The organism is Arthrobacter sp. 35W, from assembly GCF_000482545.1.
GTDB lineage: Bacteria > Actinomycetota > Actinomycetes > Actinomycetales > Micrococcaceae > Specibacter.
In genome coordinates this window covers 352,298-367,049 of record NZ_KI519454.1, presented here as the reverse complement: position 1 = coordinate 367,049, position 14,752 = coordinate 352,298, and the positions used below count along the sequence as shown (strand labels likewise).

General features: G+C 68.2%; 12 protein-coding genes. 8 read left to right on the top strand and 4 right to left on the bottom strand.

The features are described from left to right. Positions 1–26: 26 nt before the first annotated feature. The 3 genes from K254_RS21195 to K254_RS21185 are packed head-to-tail and all read right to left on the bottom strand — an operon-like array spanning position 27 to position 2,587. Positions 27–1,106, bottom strand: a complete 1,080-nt coding sequence (locus tag K254_RS21195) for an adenylate/guanylate cyclase domain-containing protein (protein WP_051388663.1) — start codon at positions 1,104–1,106, stop codon at positions 27–29. Then, complete coding sequence (locus K254_RS21190; RefSeq protein WP_196810852.1) at positions 1,093–1,689, bottom strand: PH domain-containing protein; 597 nt, start codon at positions 1,687–1,689, stop codon at positions 1,093–1,095. The genes K254_RS21195 and K254_RS21190 overlap by 14 nt, the downstream gene beginning before the upstream one ends. Further along, positions 1,682–2,587, bottom strand: a complete 906-nt coding sequence (locus K254_RS21185; RefSeq protein WP_051388660.1) for a biotin--[acetyl-CoA-carboxylase] ligase — start codon at positions 2,585–2,587, stop codon at positions 1,682–1,684. The genes K254_RS21190 and K254_RS21185 overlap by 8 nt, the downstream gene beginning before the upstream one ends. Before the next feature lie 217 nt (positions 2,588–2,804). Between K254_RS21185 and K254_RS0101540 the strand changes: the two genes are divergently transcribed. The 3 genes from K254_RS0101540 to K254_RS0101530 all read left to right on the top strand — a co-directional run bounded on the left by K254_RS0101540 (position 2,805) and on the right by K254_RS0101530 (position 6,473). After that, a complete protein-coding gene (locus K254_RS0101540) occupies positions 2,805–4,388 on the top strand; it encodes an acyl-CoA carboxylase subunit beta (RefSeq protein ID WP_026553905.1) in 1,584 nt (527 codons plus the stop codon). Beyond that, entirely contained in the window at positions 4,385–4,627 is a 243-nt protein-coding gene (locus tag K254_RS0101535; RefSeq protein WP_026553904.1) for an acyl-CoA carboxylase subunit epsilon, read from the top strand. Before K254_RS0101540 ends, K254_RS0101535 begins: the two co-directional genes overlap by 4 nt. 151 nt (positions 4,628–4,778) lie before the next feature. Beyond that, complete coding sequence (locus K254_RS0101530) at positions 4,779–6,473, top strand: DUF885 domain-containing protein (protein ID WP_026553903.1); 1,695 nt, start codon at positions 4,779–4,781, stop codon at positions 6,471–6,473. A gap of 107 nt (positions 6,474–6,580) precedes the next feature. Here the strand turns inward: K254_RS0101530 and K254_RS0101525 are convergent, their stop codons facing one another. Then, on the bottom strand, positions 6,581–7,153 hold the full coding sequence (locus K254_RS0101525) for a hypothetical protein (RefSeq protein WP_026553902.1): 573 nt from the start codon (positions 7,151–7,153) through the stop codon (positions 6,581–6,583). Between the two features lie 139 nt (positions 7,154–7,292). Between K254_RS0101525 and K254_RS0101520 the strand changes: the two genes are divergently transcribed. The 5 genes from K254_RS0101520 to K254_RS24665 all read left to right on the top strand — a co-directional run bounded on the left by K254_RS0101520 (position 7,293) and on the right by K254_RS24665 (position 14,716). After that, positions 7,293–8,735, top strand: a complete 1,443-nt coding sequence (locus K254_RS0101520; protein ID WP_026553901.1) for a dicarboxylate/amino acid:cation symporter — start codon at positions 7,293–7,295, stop codon at positions 8,733–8,735. Between the two features lie 214 nt (positions 8,736–8,949). Beyond that, the gene (locus tag K254_RS0101515) at positions 8,950–9,567 is read left to right on the top strand and encodes a TetR family transcriptional regulator (protein WP_026553900.1); all 618 of its coding nucleotides are present in this window, start codon (positions 8,950–8,952) and stop codon (positions 9,565–9,567) included. Between the two features lie 29 nt (positions 9,568–9,596). After that, positions 9,597–12,080 carry an MMPL family transporter gene (locus K254_RS0101510; protein WP_026553899.1) on the top strand — a complete coding sequence of 828 codons (2,484 nt, stop codon included), beginning with the start codon at positions 9,597–9,599 and terminating at the stop codon, positions 12,078–12,080. A gap of 213 nt (positions 12,081–12,293) precedes the next feature. Next, the gene (locus K254_RS25575; RefSeq protein ID WP_155848421.1) at positions 12,294–12,791 is read left to right on the top strand and encodes a hypothetical protein; all 498 of its coding nucleotides are present in this window, start codon (positions 12,294–12,296) and stop codon (positions 12,789–12,791) included. Between the two features lie 35 nt (positions 12,792–12,826). Beyond that, the gene (locus K254_RS24665) at positions 12,827–14,716 is read left to right on the top strand and encodes a L,D-transpeptidase family protein (RefSeq protein ID WP_155848420.1); all 1,890 of its coding nucleotides are present in this window, start codon (positions 12,827–12,829) and stop codon (positions 14,714–14,716) included. Positions 14,717–14,752 lie beyond the last annotated feature (36 nt).

Below are 14,752 nucleotides of genomic sequence, written 5' to 3'. Positions count from 1 at the left end.
GAGAACTCCCCCAGTGTTGGGGGGCGTTAGTCCACCACGAGGCCGCGTCCGCGGCCGCGGGCCAGCAGCACCGGGTGGATGGCGCCGAATCCGCGCACCTCCTGGACCTCCTGCGGGATGAGGATGAAGCGCTCGTCCTCGGCCAGGGCTGCCGCCGTCGCGGAATCGATCAGCACCGTCCCGGGCTCGGCCAGAGCGGTCAGGCGCGCGGCGAGGTTGACGGTGGGCCCATAGATGTCGCCCAGCCGCGAGAGCACGCGCCCCCACACCATGGACACGCGGGCCTGGGGCAGGAATTCATCCGCCGCCATCGCCTCGGCCAGGGCCAGGGAAATCTCCGCACCGGCAACGGGCGTCTCGCAGTTGAACAGCACCTCATCGCCCACGGTCTTCACCAGCCGGCCGCCACCGACGGAGATGATCTCCGCGCAGATGGTCTCAAAGCGCGTCACCAGCTTGGCCAGCGTCTTCTCGTTCATCCGCCGCGACAGGGAGGTGTAGCTGACCAGGTCCGCAAAGCCCACGGCCCGGGCCAGGGGCAGCGGAGCATCGTCCTCTTCGCCGTCGCGCCCCTCGGCGCTGGCCTCCAGCCCGGCCTGGGCGCGGACCGCCAGGCGCTGGACGCCGGCATTGAGCTGGCGGCGGTAGGAATAGATAAGCACCTTTTCCAGCGAATCAATCAGCTGGGGCAGCTCGGAGACGACGGCGCGGCGGGCTGCGGCGTCGCTGACGCCGTGCTCGGCCACGAGATCCTCAACGAGGGCCTCGATCTGCCAGACCACCATGCGGTCAGTCATCTGGCCGATGGAGCGGGTGATGGAGATGGCGGCCTCTTCGGTGACCACCTTGCGGCGGACCAGATCCACCACGATGCCCAGGGCCTCCTGGTCACGCTCGGTGAACGCGACGTCGTCGTCGCCCAGATTGGGAAAGCCCATGGCGCGCCAAATCTTGCGGGCGGACAGCAGCGACACCCCGGCGCCGGCGGCAACTTCGCGGCGGCGCAGCTTGCGTTCCCCGCCCAGCAGCTCCGCTTCCAGCGCCTTGATCTCGCCGCGGGTGGCAGGGGGCAGGGGAAGGTCCGCCGTCTGCTCAGTCTCTTCCATGCGGCATTCCCTCCCATCCTTCAATGTCAGTTTCATCAGCGTAGTCGCGCTGCGGGCCCGCGGGCGCCAGCGCCGAGTGCGGCAGGTCTTCGATGGCGTCCAGGGCGTAGTGGCCAAAGGTGTCAACCTCCGGCACGTGCCTGATGTCCGCGGAACCGTCGAATCCCATGTCCAAGGCTATAGTCCCCGAGCGCCACATCCGTTCCACCAGCGTCTGGCTGGTGCCCAGATGGTGCACTACGGCCAGCGGATAATCCCGCCGGTGCCTGCGCAGCCAGCCATTGCGGACCACAATCCGGCGGCTGGTGAGTGTATAGCCGGTGCCCAGCCACGCCAGGTACTTCCGCAGCGGAAAGAGCACCAGCACCATGGACGCCAGCACCAGCACCGCCACGATGGCCGGTTCGCGCAGCTGCGGAGCCGCCGGGGCCCAGCGGTGGTAGCGGCTGGCATCAAGCCAGGCCATCAGCAGGCCCACCACGAAGGGCACCACCACCGCCACAACTGCCGGAAGCAGCAGAACGTGCTTGTGGGGCCGCGTGCGCACTATCACCTGCTCCCCCGGGGCCAGCCAGCTACGCATAGGCACTGCCGCCGTCGGACGCATCGCGGCGCAGGTGCACCACGTCACCGGCGGAGACGGTGTGCAGGGTTCCGGCGGCATCGCGGATCAGCAGCGAGCCATCGGCGTCCAGGCCCTCGGCCAGGCCGGTGAGCATTTGACCGCCGGGCAGCTCGGCACGCACGCCCACGCCCAGGGTGGCCATCCGCCCGGTGGCCAGGGCGCGGACGCTCAACCCACCGGGCAGCGGGGCCGAGGCATCGCCGGAGACGGCGCAGAACTGGGCGTACAGGGCGGCAAAACGGTTGAGGAAGGCGGGCAGCAGGATGTGCCGGTCCAGCGTGGCGGCGCCTTCCAGCACCAGTGAGGTGGCGGTGTCCACGGGCAGCTGGGCCCGGCTTTGGTGCACATTGGTGCCAATGCCGACGACGACGGCGGGCGGGGTGGGCGCGCCTGAAGCCGCGCCGGGCTGTGCAGGGACCAGCTGGGCGAGGATGCCGGAGATCTTGCGGCCGTTCAGCACCACATCATTGGGCCACTTCAGGGCCGGCTGCGTGCCGGTTTCCGCCGCCAGGGCATCCACCAGGGCGATGGCGGCCAGCACCGAGAACCAGCCATAGGCCCGCATCGGCAGCGCCGCGCCGCGGTTGGTGGGCCGCAGCAGCACCGAGCTGATCATGGAACTGCCGGCAGGCGCGGTCCAGCTGCGGTCAAGCCGTCCACGGCCGCCCACCTGGCTGTCGGTGAGCAGCACGGACAGATCCGGCCAGCCGGCGTCGTCGTTGGCAGCGGCGGCCATGAGGTCCGCGTTGGTGGATCCGGTTTCGGGCACGACGTCCACCCGGGCGTAGGCTCCGCTGGGTGCCAGCAGGGCCGCCCGCAGGCTGGACGCATCCAAGGGGGGCAGCGCGCTGGTCATGGTTTGATCTTATCGGCACCCTCCGACACCGCCGCTGCGCAAGGGCAATGCGCGGTGGATGTAGATACATTCGGCGGGAAATTGTAGGTTTTCTACAGAGGCTGGCATCCAAAACGTCACTAGACTGTGGATGGAGGCGCATTCTTTGTGTCTTTCCTACTTAATGCAGCCACCGTAAAGAAGCCACACCGGGCAGACAAGCGAGCGAAGAGAACCTATGAGCCACGATCTTTCGACCACCGCAGGCAAGATCGCGGATTTCCGCGACCGTCTGGCTCAGGCCGCCCAGCCCTCCGGCCCCGAGGCCGTTGAGAAGCAGCATGCACGCGGCAAGAACACCGCCCGCGAGCGCATCGATCTGCTGGTGGACGAAGGATCGTTTGTCGAGTTCGACGCTCTGGCCGTGCACCGCTCCACCGCCTTCGGCATGGAGAAGAAGAAGCCTCTGGGCGACGGCGTCGTCTCCGGCTACGGTACGGTAGACGGCCGTCTGGTGGCCCTCTACAGCCAGGACTTCAGCGTCTACGGCGGTTCGCTGAGCCAGGTCAACGGCGAGAAGATCGTCAAGGTCCAGGAATTTGCGCTGCGCAACGGCTGCCCCGTGGTGGGCATCAACGACGGCGGCGGCGCCCGCATCCAGGAGGGCGTGGCCTCGCTGGCCATGTTCGCCGACATCTTCCGCAACAACGTCCACGCCTCCGGCGTCGTCCCGCAGATCTCCCTCATCATGGGTCCGTGCGCCGGTGGCGCCGCCTACTCCCCCGCCCTGACGGACTACGTCGTCATGGTGGACAAGACCTCGCACATGTTCATCACCGGCCCGGACGTCATCAAGACCGTCACCGGCGAGGACGTGGACATGGAGACCCTCGGTGGCGCCCGCCAGCACAACACCACCACCGGAACCTCCACCTACCTCGCGTCGGATGAAGCCGATGCGATCGAGTTTGTCCGCGAGCTGCTGGACTTCCTGCCCTCCAACAACCTGGCCGAAGCCCCGGTGCAGGAGCACGAGCAGGAACTGGAGATCGACGACGCCGATCTGGAACTGGATGCGCTGATCCCCGATTCGGCCAACCACCCCTATGACATGCGCAAGGTCATCTCGCAGATCGTCGACGATGGCCACTTCCTTGAGATGCAGTCCCTTTACGCACCCAACGTGATGATCGGCTACGGCCGCATCGAGGGCCATACGGTGGGCATCGTGGCCAACCAGCCGATGCAGTTTGCCGGCACCCTGGACATCTCCGCCTCGGAGAAGGCCGCCCGCTTTGTCCGCCACTGCGACGCCTTCAACATCCCCATCATCACGCTGGTGGACGTCCCCGGCTTCCTGCCCGGCAAGGACCAGGAGTTCCAGGGCATCATCCGCCGCGGTGCCAAGCTGCTCTACGCCTACGCCGAGGCCACCGTGCCCAAGCTGACGGTCATCACCCGCAAGGCCTACGGCGGAGCGTACATCGTGATGGGCTCCAAGAAGCTCGGTGCGGATCTGAACCTCGCCTGGCCCACCGCCCAGATCGGTGTGATGGGTGCCCAGGGCGCCGTCAACATCCTGTACCGCCGCGACCTGGCCGCTGTGGCTGCCGACGGCGGCGACGTCGAGGCCCGCCGCGCGGAGATCGTGCGCGGCTACGAGGAGGAGCTCCTGAACCCGTACCAGGCCGCCGAGCTGGGCTACGTCGACGCCGTCATCGCCCCGTCGGACACCCGCATCCAGCTGATCAAGGGCCTGCGCGCCCTGCGCGACAAGCGTGCCAGCCTCCCCGCCAAGAAGCACGGGAACATCCCGCTGTGACGGCGAACCAGACACCGCTGGTCGAGCCCACCGAGGCCCCCGGCACCCCGCTGCTCACCGTCGCCAAGGGCAACCCGACGCCGGAGGAGCTGGCGGCACTCACCGCCGTCGTGCTCTCCCTGCAGAGCGTTGACGAGGAGCCCGAGGCCAAGCCCGCCACCCGTGCCTGGGTGCGGCGCGCCCAGCTGAACCTCGGCCCCAAGCCCGGCCCCGGGGCCTGGCGCCGGTCCCGCACCTAGGATTCCCACCAAAATCGCGCTCCTTCATAACAATCGCGTCCGGTCACCCGGCGCGATTGTTATGAAGGGGCGCGATTTCGTTGGGAGTGGCGCGGCCGTCGGTGTGAAAGCAGTGCTTCAGAAAAAGGCTACTGGGCGGTAGGCTCGGGAAGTGACTAACGTAACAACGAAACCCACCCGCACCCAGACCGCCATCGACGCCGTTGCCGACGCCTACACGGCCACCCTGTTGGAGCTCGACCCCAGCTTCGCCACCAGCCTGGGCCTGCCCGGGCATGAAACCGAATACCGCGACTACTCCCCCGCGGGCTTTGAGGCCTTCGCCGCCGCCACACGCTCCACGCTGGAGGAGCTGGCCGCCTTGGAACCGACGGACGACGTCGACAAGGTCACCCTGCACGCCATGCGCGAGCGCCTCGGCCTGGACCTGGAGCTGCACGAGACCGGATGGCAGCTGGCCGAGCTGAACAACATCGCCTCCGCCTCGCAGGACATCCGGGCCATCTTCGATTTGATGCCCACCGCAACGGCGACGGACTGGGAGCACATTGCCGGCCGCCTGGCCAATGTCCCCGGCGCCATCGAGGGCTACATCTCCTCGCTGCGTTCCGGCGCCGCCAACTCCCTGGTGGCCGCCCGCCGCCAGGTGGAAATCGTCATCGAGCAGTGCCAGCGCCACGCGTCCGAGGACGGCTTCTTCACCACCTTCGCCAAGGAGGCCACACTGGAATCCGGCGAGGCCCTCACCGGGGAGCTCACCGAGACCCTGGCCACCGGGGCCGAGACCGCGCGCGCCGCCTATGCAGCCCTGGTGGACTTCTTGGCGGACGAGCTGCTGCCGCAGGCCCCGCTGAAGGACGCCGTCGGGGCCGAGCGCTACGCCCTGGCCTCCCGCGTATTCCTGGGCTCCGCCGTCGATCTTCAGGAAACGTACGCCTGGGGCGTGGCGGAACTGGACCGGATCATCGCCGAGCAGCGCGCCGTCGCCGAGCAGATCGCCCCCGGCGCCAGCATCGAGGAGGCCAAGGCCGTTCTCAATGCGGACCCTGCCCGCCAGCTCAAGGGCACCGACGCCCTGAAGTCCTGGATGCAGGAGCTCTCCGACAAGGCCGTGGCTGATCTGGCCGGCGAGCAGTTCGACATCCCCGAGATCATGCGCCGCCTCGAGTGCATGATCGCCCCCACCCAGGACGGCGGCATCTACTACTCCGGCCCCTCGGACGACTTCTCCCGCCCGGGCCGCATGTGGTGGTCCGTGCCGGAGGGCGAGGACTCCTTCACCACCTGGTCCGAAACCACCACGGTCTACCACGAGGGCGTCCCCGGCCACCACTTGCAGGTGGCCACGGCCGTCTACCAGAGCGGCCTGCTGAACAACTGGCGCCGCAACGCCTGCTGGGTCTCCGGACACGGCGAGGGCTGGGCCCTGTACGCCGAGCGCCTGATGGACCAGCTGGGCTACCTCTCCGACCCGGGCGACAAGATGGGCATGCTGGACGGCCAGCGGATGCGCGCCGCCCGCGTGGTCTTCGACATCGGCGTCCACCTCGAACTGGACATGCCGGCCCAGTGGGGCACGGGGACCTGGACGCCGGAGAACGGCTTCGAGTTCCTCAAGACGAACCTTGACACCTCCCCCGGACAGCTGGACTTCGAGTTCAACCGCTACCTGGGCTGGCCCGGCCAGGCGCCGTCGTACAAGATCGGCCAGCGCCTCTGGGAGGAGATCCGCGATGCCCGCGCCGCAGCCGATGGCACGGACTTCGATCTGAAGGCCTTCCACACGCAGGCGCTGAACCTGGGCTCCGTAGGCCTGGACACCCTCCGCGTGGCCCTGCTGGGGTAATCTCCACGGCTCGCGACGCACTCCCCCTTTGAGGACGCAGTAGTGGACGCGTCCTCAAAGGGGAAGTGCGTCCCCGGGTCTCGCTCCGCCCCGTTTGACCAGCGGGGCTAGGGCAGATACCGCTCGTTGCGGATCTGGGACGGGCCGAACTGCACGTTGAGCGGCAGCACCTCGACCACCTTCGCCGGGTACGCCGCCGGACGGCCGACGGCGACATGCGGGGTCCAGTGCGGGTACCGGTAGCCGAGGGCCGGCGAGCTGAGGATGAAATCGTCGATGTTGTCCATCAGCAGCGAGTCCAACAGCGCATGCAGGCCCGCCACCAGGGACGTCTGGAAGGTGCGCACCTCCTCGGGCACGTCAACGTCCAGCCCGTAGACTCCCCCGCCGCCCAGCACCACCAGCCGTGCGGCCGTGGCGGAAAACGGTTCCAGCACCGGCAGCCCCCTGAGCCAGGCAACTGTCGCGTCGGTGGCCCGGGCGGCACTGGTGCGGCCCTTGGTCCACCCCTCGACGTCGCGGGCAAAGTCCGCCAGGACGCCAAGGTGCAGCAGTGTCATGTGCAGGCCTGCGGGCCTCCGCAGGGACCTGACATGGCGGGCCAGCCCCTCGTAGCCGCCGGTCCCGGAGCCAATCCCCAGCACCGGAACCTCGACGGTGATGCGTGGAACGATGGTCATCTGAACCCCCTGTCGGGCAGTGGATCACTGGTGCCTTGATTGTCCCCCGCCATGTGCCGCACGGCACAGTGGATTCCGCATTGTCACAAAGCGAAACACTAATTATTCACACCCGTCGACACAGCCATAGCGTGGTCCCGTGACTTCTACTACGCAGACCCCCAAGGCAACGCGGCTCCCCAAGTGGGCCAGCTCCTTCGGCGTCCAAATCATCGCAGCCCTCGTGCTCGGCCTCGTGCTGGGCCTCATCGCCAAGTCCCTTGGCGGCGACGCCAAGAATCCCAATGGCCTGACCACCACGTTGACCACCATCGGCTCCAGCTATGTGTCGCTGCTGCAGGCCGCCGTGGTCCCGCTCATCTTCACCGCCGTCGTCTCCTCCATCGCCAACCTGCGCCAGGTGACCAACGCCGCGAAGCTGGCGTGGAACACCCTGCTCTGGTTCGCGATCACCTCCCTGATCGCCGTCGTCATCGGCATCGGTCTGGGTGTCATCTTCCAGCCGGGCGCCGGCACCGGTCAGGCCACCCCCAAGGAATACACCGGCAAGTCCGGTGACTGGTGGGCCTTCCTGACCGGCCTGTTCCCGAAGAACTTCCTGGGCCTTGGCGCCAGCTCCTCCGTTGCCGAGAGCGGCGCCGTCACCACCTCGATCAGCTTCAACGTGCTGCAGATCCTGGTCATCGCCATCGCCATCGGCATCGCCGCCCTGAAGGTGGGCAAGGCCGCCGAGCCGTTCCTGAACCTGAACGCCTCCGCCCTGCAGGTCATCCAGAAGGTCCTCTGGTGGATCATCCGCATCGCCCCCATCGGCACCGTCGGCCTCATCGGCAAGGCCGTTGCCACCTATGGTTGGGACACCATCGGCTCGCTGGGCAAGTTCACCGTGGCGATCTACGTTGGCCTGGCCATCGTGCTCTTCGTGGTCTACCCGATCCTGGCCCGAGTCCACGGCCTGTCCGTGAAGCAGTACTTCTCCGGCGTCTGGCCGGCCGTCCAGCTGGCCTTCGTCTCCCGCTCCTCCATCGGCACCCTGCCGCTGACCCAGCGCGTGACCGAGCGCAACCTGGGCGTCCCCCGCGCCTACGCCTCCTTCGCCGTCCCGCTGGGCGCCACCACCAAGATGGACGGCTGCGCCGCGATCTACCCGGCCATCGCCGCCATCTTCGTGGCCCAGTTCTTCGGCATCAACCTGGACTTCAGCCAGTACCTGCTGATCGTGCTGGTCTCCGTCCTGGGCTCGGCCGCCACGGCCGGCACCACCGGCGCCGTCGTCATGCTCACGCTGACGCTCTCCACCCTGGGTCTGCCGCTGGCCGGCGTGGGCCTGCTGCTGGCCATCGACCCGATCCTGGACATGGGCCGCACCGCCGTCAACGTGGCCGGCCAGGCACTGGTTCCGGCCATCGTGGCCAAACGCCAGGGCATCCTGGATATGGACCTGTACAACGCACCGCGCAATGGCGATCCGTTCGCCGACGACGCCGACGACGCCGCCGCCGAGGCTGTTGACACCGAGTCCGGCACCGAGTCCGGCAAGGGCGATTCCCGCTCCGGCGAGAAGGACCTCGTCAACGCATAGCGCCTCCGCGGCGCAACCGCGGCCCTGCCGCAGAACATTGCCGATGAGCATGTAGAAGGCACATCCACGAAGCCCGTCCGGGCAGCCACCATGGCTGCCCGGACGGGCTTCAGCCGTTTAACCGGCAGCCCGCCCGGGCCCGGAGCGGGGCCCGGACCAGGGCCCGGGCAGCTTAAACTTGCACTGCGTGCAAACTTGCACTTAGTGTAAGAACGTGACCCCATTGGAAGAAGCCGCCGCCTCGCGGCGCGAACTAAACAAGGCCGCCACGCGGGAGGCCATCGCCAACGCGGCGTTGAATCTGCTGCGGGCCAAGGACATCAGCGATTTCACCGTCGACGACGTCGCCACCGCCGCCGGCGTCTCCCGCCGGACGTTCTTCAACTACTTCCCCTCGGTTGAAGCGGCCATTGCCAGCTTCACGGAGGGATACCTCGATTCCCTGCTGGCGGTGCTGGCCCAGCGGCCCATCGACGAGCCGGTGCTGGAATCTGCCCAGTTCGCCCTCGAGGCCGTGGGCAGCCCCCGCGACCTCGCCGTGCTGGCCGAGACCTGCGACCTCACCCAAAGTCCGCAGCTCTCCCGCTTCCAGCTGGAGGCATGGGACAAGTGCAGCACCAAGATCACCGCCATGGCCCTGGAACGCCTGGGCGGGGCGGGCGACGAACTCTACGTCCATGCCCTGGTGGGTGCCGTCGTCGGCGGCTGCCGCGCCGCCGTCGAGGTCTGGCACCGCCGGCACGGCTCGGACACCAGCCCCGAATCCCTGGACGAACTCCGCCAACTCCTCATTGACGCCGTCGGCCATCTGCGCCGCGGTTTCGCCAGCTAGCCACCCAACCCACGAACGGAAACGCACTAATGGCACTTCTGCTCTACCGGCTCGGCCGGTTCTCCGCCCGCCGCTCCTGGCTGGTGATCGCCATCTGGACGGTTGTCATGGGATTGGTTGGCGGTTCCGCTGCCCTCTTCCACGGCCAGATGACCAACAACTTCCAGATCCCCGGCACCGAAACGCAGCAGATGGCGGACAAGCTCAAGGCGGATCTGCCCGACTCCGCCGGCGGCACCGGCACGGTGGTCTTCACCACCGGCGACGGCAGCTCCTTCACCCAGGCGCAGAAGGACGCCGTCTCCGCGGCGCTGAAGGACGTCACCTCCGTCTCGAACATCCGCGGCGTGATCGATCCCTTCACCATGCAGGCCACGTCCGACGGCGCCGCCGCCCAGATCGCCGACGGCAAGGCCCAGCTGGCCGCCGGCCAGGCCGAGCTGGACGCCTCCAAGGCCCAGCTCGACGGTTTGAAGGCCCTTTTTCCCGCCGCACAGGCCCAGTACGACGCCGGCATGAAGCAGTATGAGGAGGGCACCGCCACCCTCGCCGCCAAGACCAGCGCACTGCTGCTCGGCGAGCGCACCGCCGAGGCCGCCTCGGGCATCCGCTTTGTCTCCGAGAACGGCCAGGCCGCCGTCGCCGCGGTGCAGTTCGACGTCTCCATCAACGCCGTCTCCCCCAAGGTCCGCGCCGAGGTTCAGGAGGTCCTGAACAAGGCCTCCTCCTCCGGCGTCGAGGTCTTCTTCAGCAAGGACATCACCGAGGACGTGTCATCGCTCTTCGGGATCTCCGAGGCCGTGGGCATCGCCGTGGCCGCGCTGGTGCTGATCATCATGCTTGGCACCTTGATCGCCGCAGGGCTGCCCCTGCTGATGGCAGTGGTGGGCGTGGGCGTCGGCGTGGGCGGCACCTTTGCCCTCACCGGTGCCATTGAAATGTCCTCCATCTCCCCCATGCTGGCCCTGATGCTCGGCCTGGCCGTGGGCATCGACTACTCGCTGTTCATCGTCAACCGCCACCGGCAGCAGCTGCTGGCGGGCATGGAGATGCGCGAATCCATTGCCAAGGCCACGGGCACCAGCGGCAACGCCGTGCTCTTCGCCGGCCTCACCGTCGTCATCGCCCTGGCGGCCCTGTCCGTCACCGGCCTGCCGTTCCTGGCGGTGCTGGGCCTGGCCGCCGCGGCCACGGTGGCCGTCGCCGTCGTCATCGCGCTGACCCTGACCCCGGCGCTGCTGTCCCTGATTGGCACGAGGCTCATCTCCAAGCGGGCCTGGGCGAAGAACGCCGCCCACCACGCCACCCACACCGCCGCCGAGGATGCGGCCGCCGACGCCGCGCACGCCGGCCGCGGCTGGGGCGGGCTCGTGACCCGGTTCTCCGTGCCAGCCCTGGTGGTGTCGGTGCTGGCCCTGATTGTGGTGGCCCTGCCGGCCGCCGGTCTGCGTCTGGCCCTGCCCGACGGCGGTTCCGAGCCGGTGGATTCCAGCGCCTACCAGGCGTACTCCATCACCGGCGAGAACTTCGGCGCCGGCATGAACGGACCCATCATCGTGGTGGCCTCGCTGCCCGAGGGACTGGACAAGGACGCCGCGACGTCCAAGAATCTGGACATTGCCGCCGAGCTGCGGACGGTGCCCAATGTAACGGCCGCCGTGCCCATGGCCACGAGCGATGACCTGCGCACCTCGATCATCCAGGTGGTCCCCGCCGAGGGTCCGGCGAGCGCCAGCACCGTGGCCGTGGTGTCCGATCTGCGGGCCGCGGGCGCCGCCATCGAATCCACCACCGGTGCCACGATCGGCCTCACCGGCCAGACCGCCGCCAATGTGGATGTCTCGGCCAAGCTGGGGGCCGCGCTGCCCACCTACCTGGCCATCGTCGTCGGGCTCTCCCTGATCCTGCTGATCCTGGTGTTCCGCTCCATCCTGGTGCCGCTGCTGGCCACGGCAGGCTTCCTGCTCTCGCTCGCCGCCGCCTTCGGTGGCGTGGTGGCCGTGTACCAGTGGGGCTGGCTCGGGGGCGTGTTCGACGTCGCCAACCCCGGCGCCGTCCTGAGCTTCCTGCCCATCATCCTGATCGGTGTGCTGTTTGGGCTGGCCATGGACTACCAGGTGTTCATCGCCTCGGGCATGCGCGAGGCCTATGTGCACGGGCAGGACGCCAAGACCGCGGTGCGCACCGGCTTCAGCCATGCCGCCCCGGTGGTGACGGCCGCCGCGATCATCATGACCAGCGTCTTTGCCGGCTTCATCTTCAGCCACCTGACCATGGTGCGCCCGCTGGGCTTCGCCCTGGCCTTCGGCGTGCTGATTGATGCCTTCGTGGTCCGCATGACCATCGTCCCCGCCGCCATGCACCTGCTGGGCCGCAGCGCCTGGTGGCTGCCGGCGTGGCTGGAGCGGATCCTGCCCGACGTCGACGTCGAGGGCGCCAAGCTGGGCACCCTCGTTGAGGCAGAACGCGACGCCGGTAAGGCAGAAACCGAGCTGGAGACCGCCCAGCGGTAGCAACCCCCATCGAAAACGCAGATGCCGTGGCCTTCACCATGTGAAGGCCACGGCATCTGCGTTTTCGTTTTGGACCGGACCCAGCCAGGGCCCGGCACGGGCTCCTGCTCCGTCACATGCCGACGGTTCAACTGTGGCTGTGGTTAGAATGAGCGACCGCTGCAGGATTTCCTGGGCGGATGCACTTGGTGCAATCGTGCGTTTGGGGGCGTCATGATCGGTTTTTCTCAGCGGCACAGCCGGATTTCCCGCGGCGTGGCCAGGGCGGCATTGCTGTCCGGCGCCCTCCTCGCCGCGGCGCTCCCGCTGGCAGGGTGCACCGGCAACCAGCCGCCAACAGGCACATCGTCTGCTGGCACGTCCTCCACGACGGCGGCTTCTGCATCAACCCCACCCATCCACCCGCCGGCGGCCGGCGCCAGTGCCGGGTTTGACGCGGCGGGGGCGTTGTCCGAGGTGTCCTGCCGGGCGGACGACGCCGGATCCTGGAGCTTCACGGGCACCCTCCACAACGCGGGCCAGTCGCCCCAGACCTACGCCATCGCCATTGCCGTCACCGGCCCGGGAGGCGTTCCGGTCCTGGGCCATGCGCTGGTGCGCGAAACAGTTGCCGCACAGGCCACCCTGTCCGTCGCATCGCGAAACTTCGCCACCGCCCCTGATCCGGGGGCAACGTGTGGGGTCGTCACGTCCGCAGAAGGAGCACCATGAGAGTACGCCGGGGAACCGTTCTCCCTGTCCTTGCATTGACTGCCACACTTGCCCTTCTGGCGGGGCTGGCGGGCCCGGCGGCAGCCGTGGATTCCGTTTCCCCGCCGTCCGCCACTGCCAGCTCCGAACCAACGGCACCGCCTGGCGCCCCCGGTCCGGACACTACCGGCCCCAGGCCGTCCGCATCCGCCCTGGAGCCGTCACCCGCCGAACCGCCGGCGGTCCCGGCTGCTCCCCCGGCGCCAAAGGTTCCGGCGACGCCTGGCCCGCTGCCGCCGTCGTCCACCGAACCGGCGGGTGTGCAGCAGCCGGAGCCCGACCCTGAATCGCCGATCCAGGCCAAATACGCCCAGCTTGGCGGAGCAGCGGGCGGGCTCGGCGCGGCATTGGGGCCGGCGAACTGCGGTCTCGCCCAGGGCGGATGTTCGCAAGCGTTCGAGCACGGGGCAATCGTGTGGACCCCGGCAACGGGCGCCCACTCAGTCACCGGCATCATCGGCACCACGTGGGCCGCCTCCGGCTTCGAGAACGGCCAGCTCGGCTACCCGGCCACCGACGAGGTCTGCGGCCTGCGCGACGGCGGCTGCTACCAAATGTTCCAGAACGGTGCCATCCTGTTCTCGCCCGGCACAGGCGCTGCCATTTCCGCGGGCCCCATCCGAAGCTCCTGGGCAGCCTCCGGCTACGAGAATGGCTACCTGGGCTACCCCACCACCAACACGGTTTGCGGCCTGCGCGACGGCGGCTGCTACCAAATGTTCCAAGGTGGAGCCATCGTGTGGTCCCCGGCCACCGGCGCCGCCATTTCCCTCGGTGCCATTCGAACCGCGTGGGCGGCCACCGGCTTCGAGAACGGCTACCTCGGCTACCCCACCACCAACGAGGTCTGCGGGCTGCGCGACGGCGGCTGCTACCAAATGTTCCAAAGCGGAGCCATCGTGTGGTCCCCGGCCACCGGTGCTGCCGTTTCCCTTGGCGCCGTCCGCGGCGCCTGGGCCGCCAACGGCTATGAGAACGGCCACCTCGGCTACCCGACCGCCAACGAGGTGTGTGGTCTGCCCGGCGGCGGCTGCTACCAGTGGTACCAGCGCGGCATCATTTGGTGGTCCCCCAGCTCGGGGGCCCACCCCGTTTGGGGTGGCATCCAATCGTCGTACTCAAGCGCGGGCTGGGCCTGGGGGTGGTTGGGCTATCCGATCGGCAGGGAAATCTGTCAGGGCACCACTTGCATCCAAAAGTTCCAGACGGGCACCATCTCCTGGGAGAACGGGTGGGTGGGGCAAAAACGGTACAACGAATGCGAATCACTGAACAACGGCCGTTCCGTGTACAGCGGCTATGGGGCCCGGACCGTGTCCTTCGCGGTTGCTGAAGGCTACGGCCAGTCCGGGGCGTGGTTCATCCGCTGCCGGAGCATCGCCGGACAGTATGTCGAGGACTGGGCGGTGCGCGGCACCGTGGGAGCCAGCGGGTTCAAGCCCCCTGGCATCGCATCGGGCCCCACCCGCAACCTCTACAGCCCGACGGGATCCTATTCGGTGACGGAGGCCTTCGGCGCCGGCAACCCGGGGACGGCACTCCCCTACCAAAAGCTGAACCCCAACAGCCGGTGGGGTGGAAACCCTGGAACATCGACCTACAACCGGTACTTCGAATCCACCTCGTGGACGGGCTGGGATGAGAACATGTGGTACTTCCTCCAGAAGGCCGGCAATGACTACCAGCAGGGCGCCGTCATCAATTACAACCGGCCCCCGGACTCCCCGATTGTGCAGGACGCGGGCTTCGCCATCTTCCTCCATGAGAACCCCGTGCCCACGGCAGGCTGCATCGCCATCGCCCATCCCTACATGGTGGACTGGCTGCAAAAGGCGGCCGTCGGCGACAGGATCATCATGGGCGTCAGAGGCGCCCTGTTCCGCTAGCGGGTCCCAGCCAATCCCCACACTGGGCGGTTAGAC

Coding starts and splice junctions, on each gene's coding strand:
- K254_RS21195 (WP_051388663.1), bottom strand. CDS start 1,106: ATGGAAGAGACTGAGCAGACGGCGGACCTTCCCCTGCCCCCTGCCACC.
- K254_RS21190 (WP_196810852.1), bottom strand. CDS start 1,689: ATGCGTAGCTGGCTGGCCCCGGGGGAGCAGGTGATAGTGCGCACGCGG.
- K254_RS21185 (WP_051388660.1), bottom strand. CDS start 2,587: ATGACCAGCGCGCTGCCCCCCTTGGATGCGTCCAGCCTGCGGGCGGCC.
- K254_RS0101540 (WP_026553905.1), top strand. CDS start 2,805: ATGAGCCACGATCTTTCGACCACCGCAGGCAAGATCGCGGATTTCCGC.
- K254_RS0101525 (WP_026553902.1), bottom strand. CDS start 7,153: ATGACCATCGTTCCACGCATCACCGTCGAGGTTCCGGTGCTGGGGATT.
- K254_RS0101510 (WP_026553899.1), top strand. CDS start 9,597: ATGGCACTTCTGCTCTACCGGCTCGGCCGGTTCTCCGCCCGCCGCTCC.
- K254_RS25575 (WP_155848421.1), top strand. CDS start 12,294: ATGATCGGTTTTTCTCAGCGGCACAGCCGGATTTCCCGCGGCGTGGCC.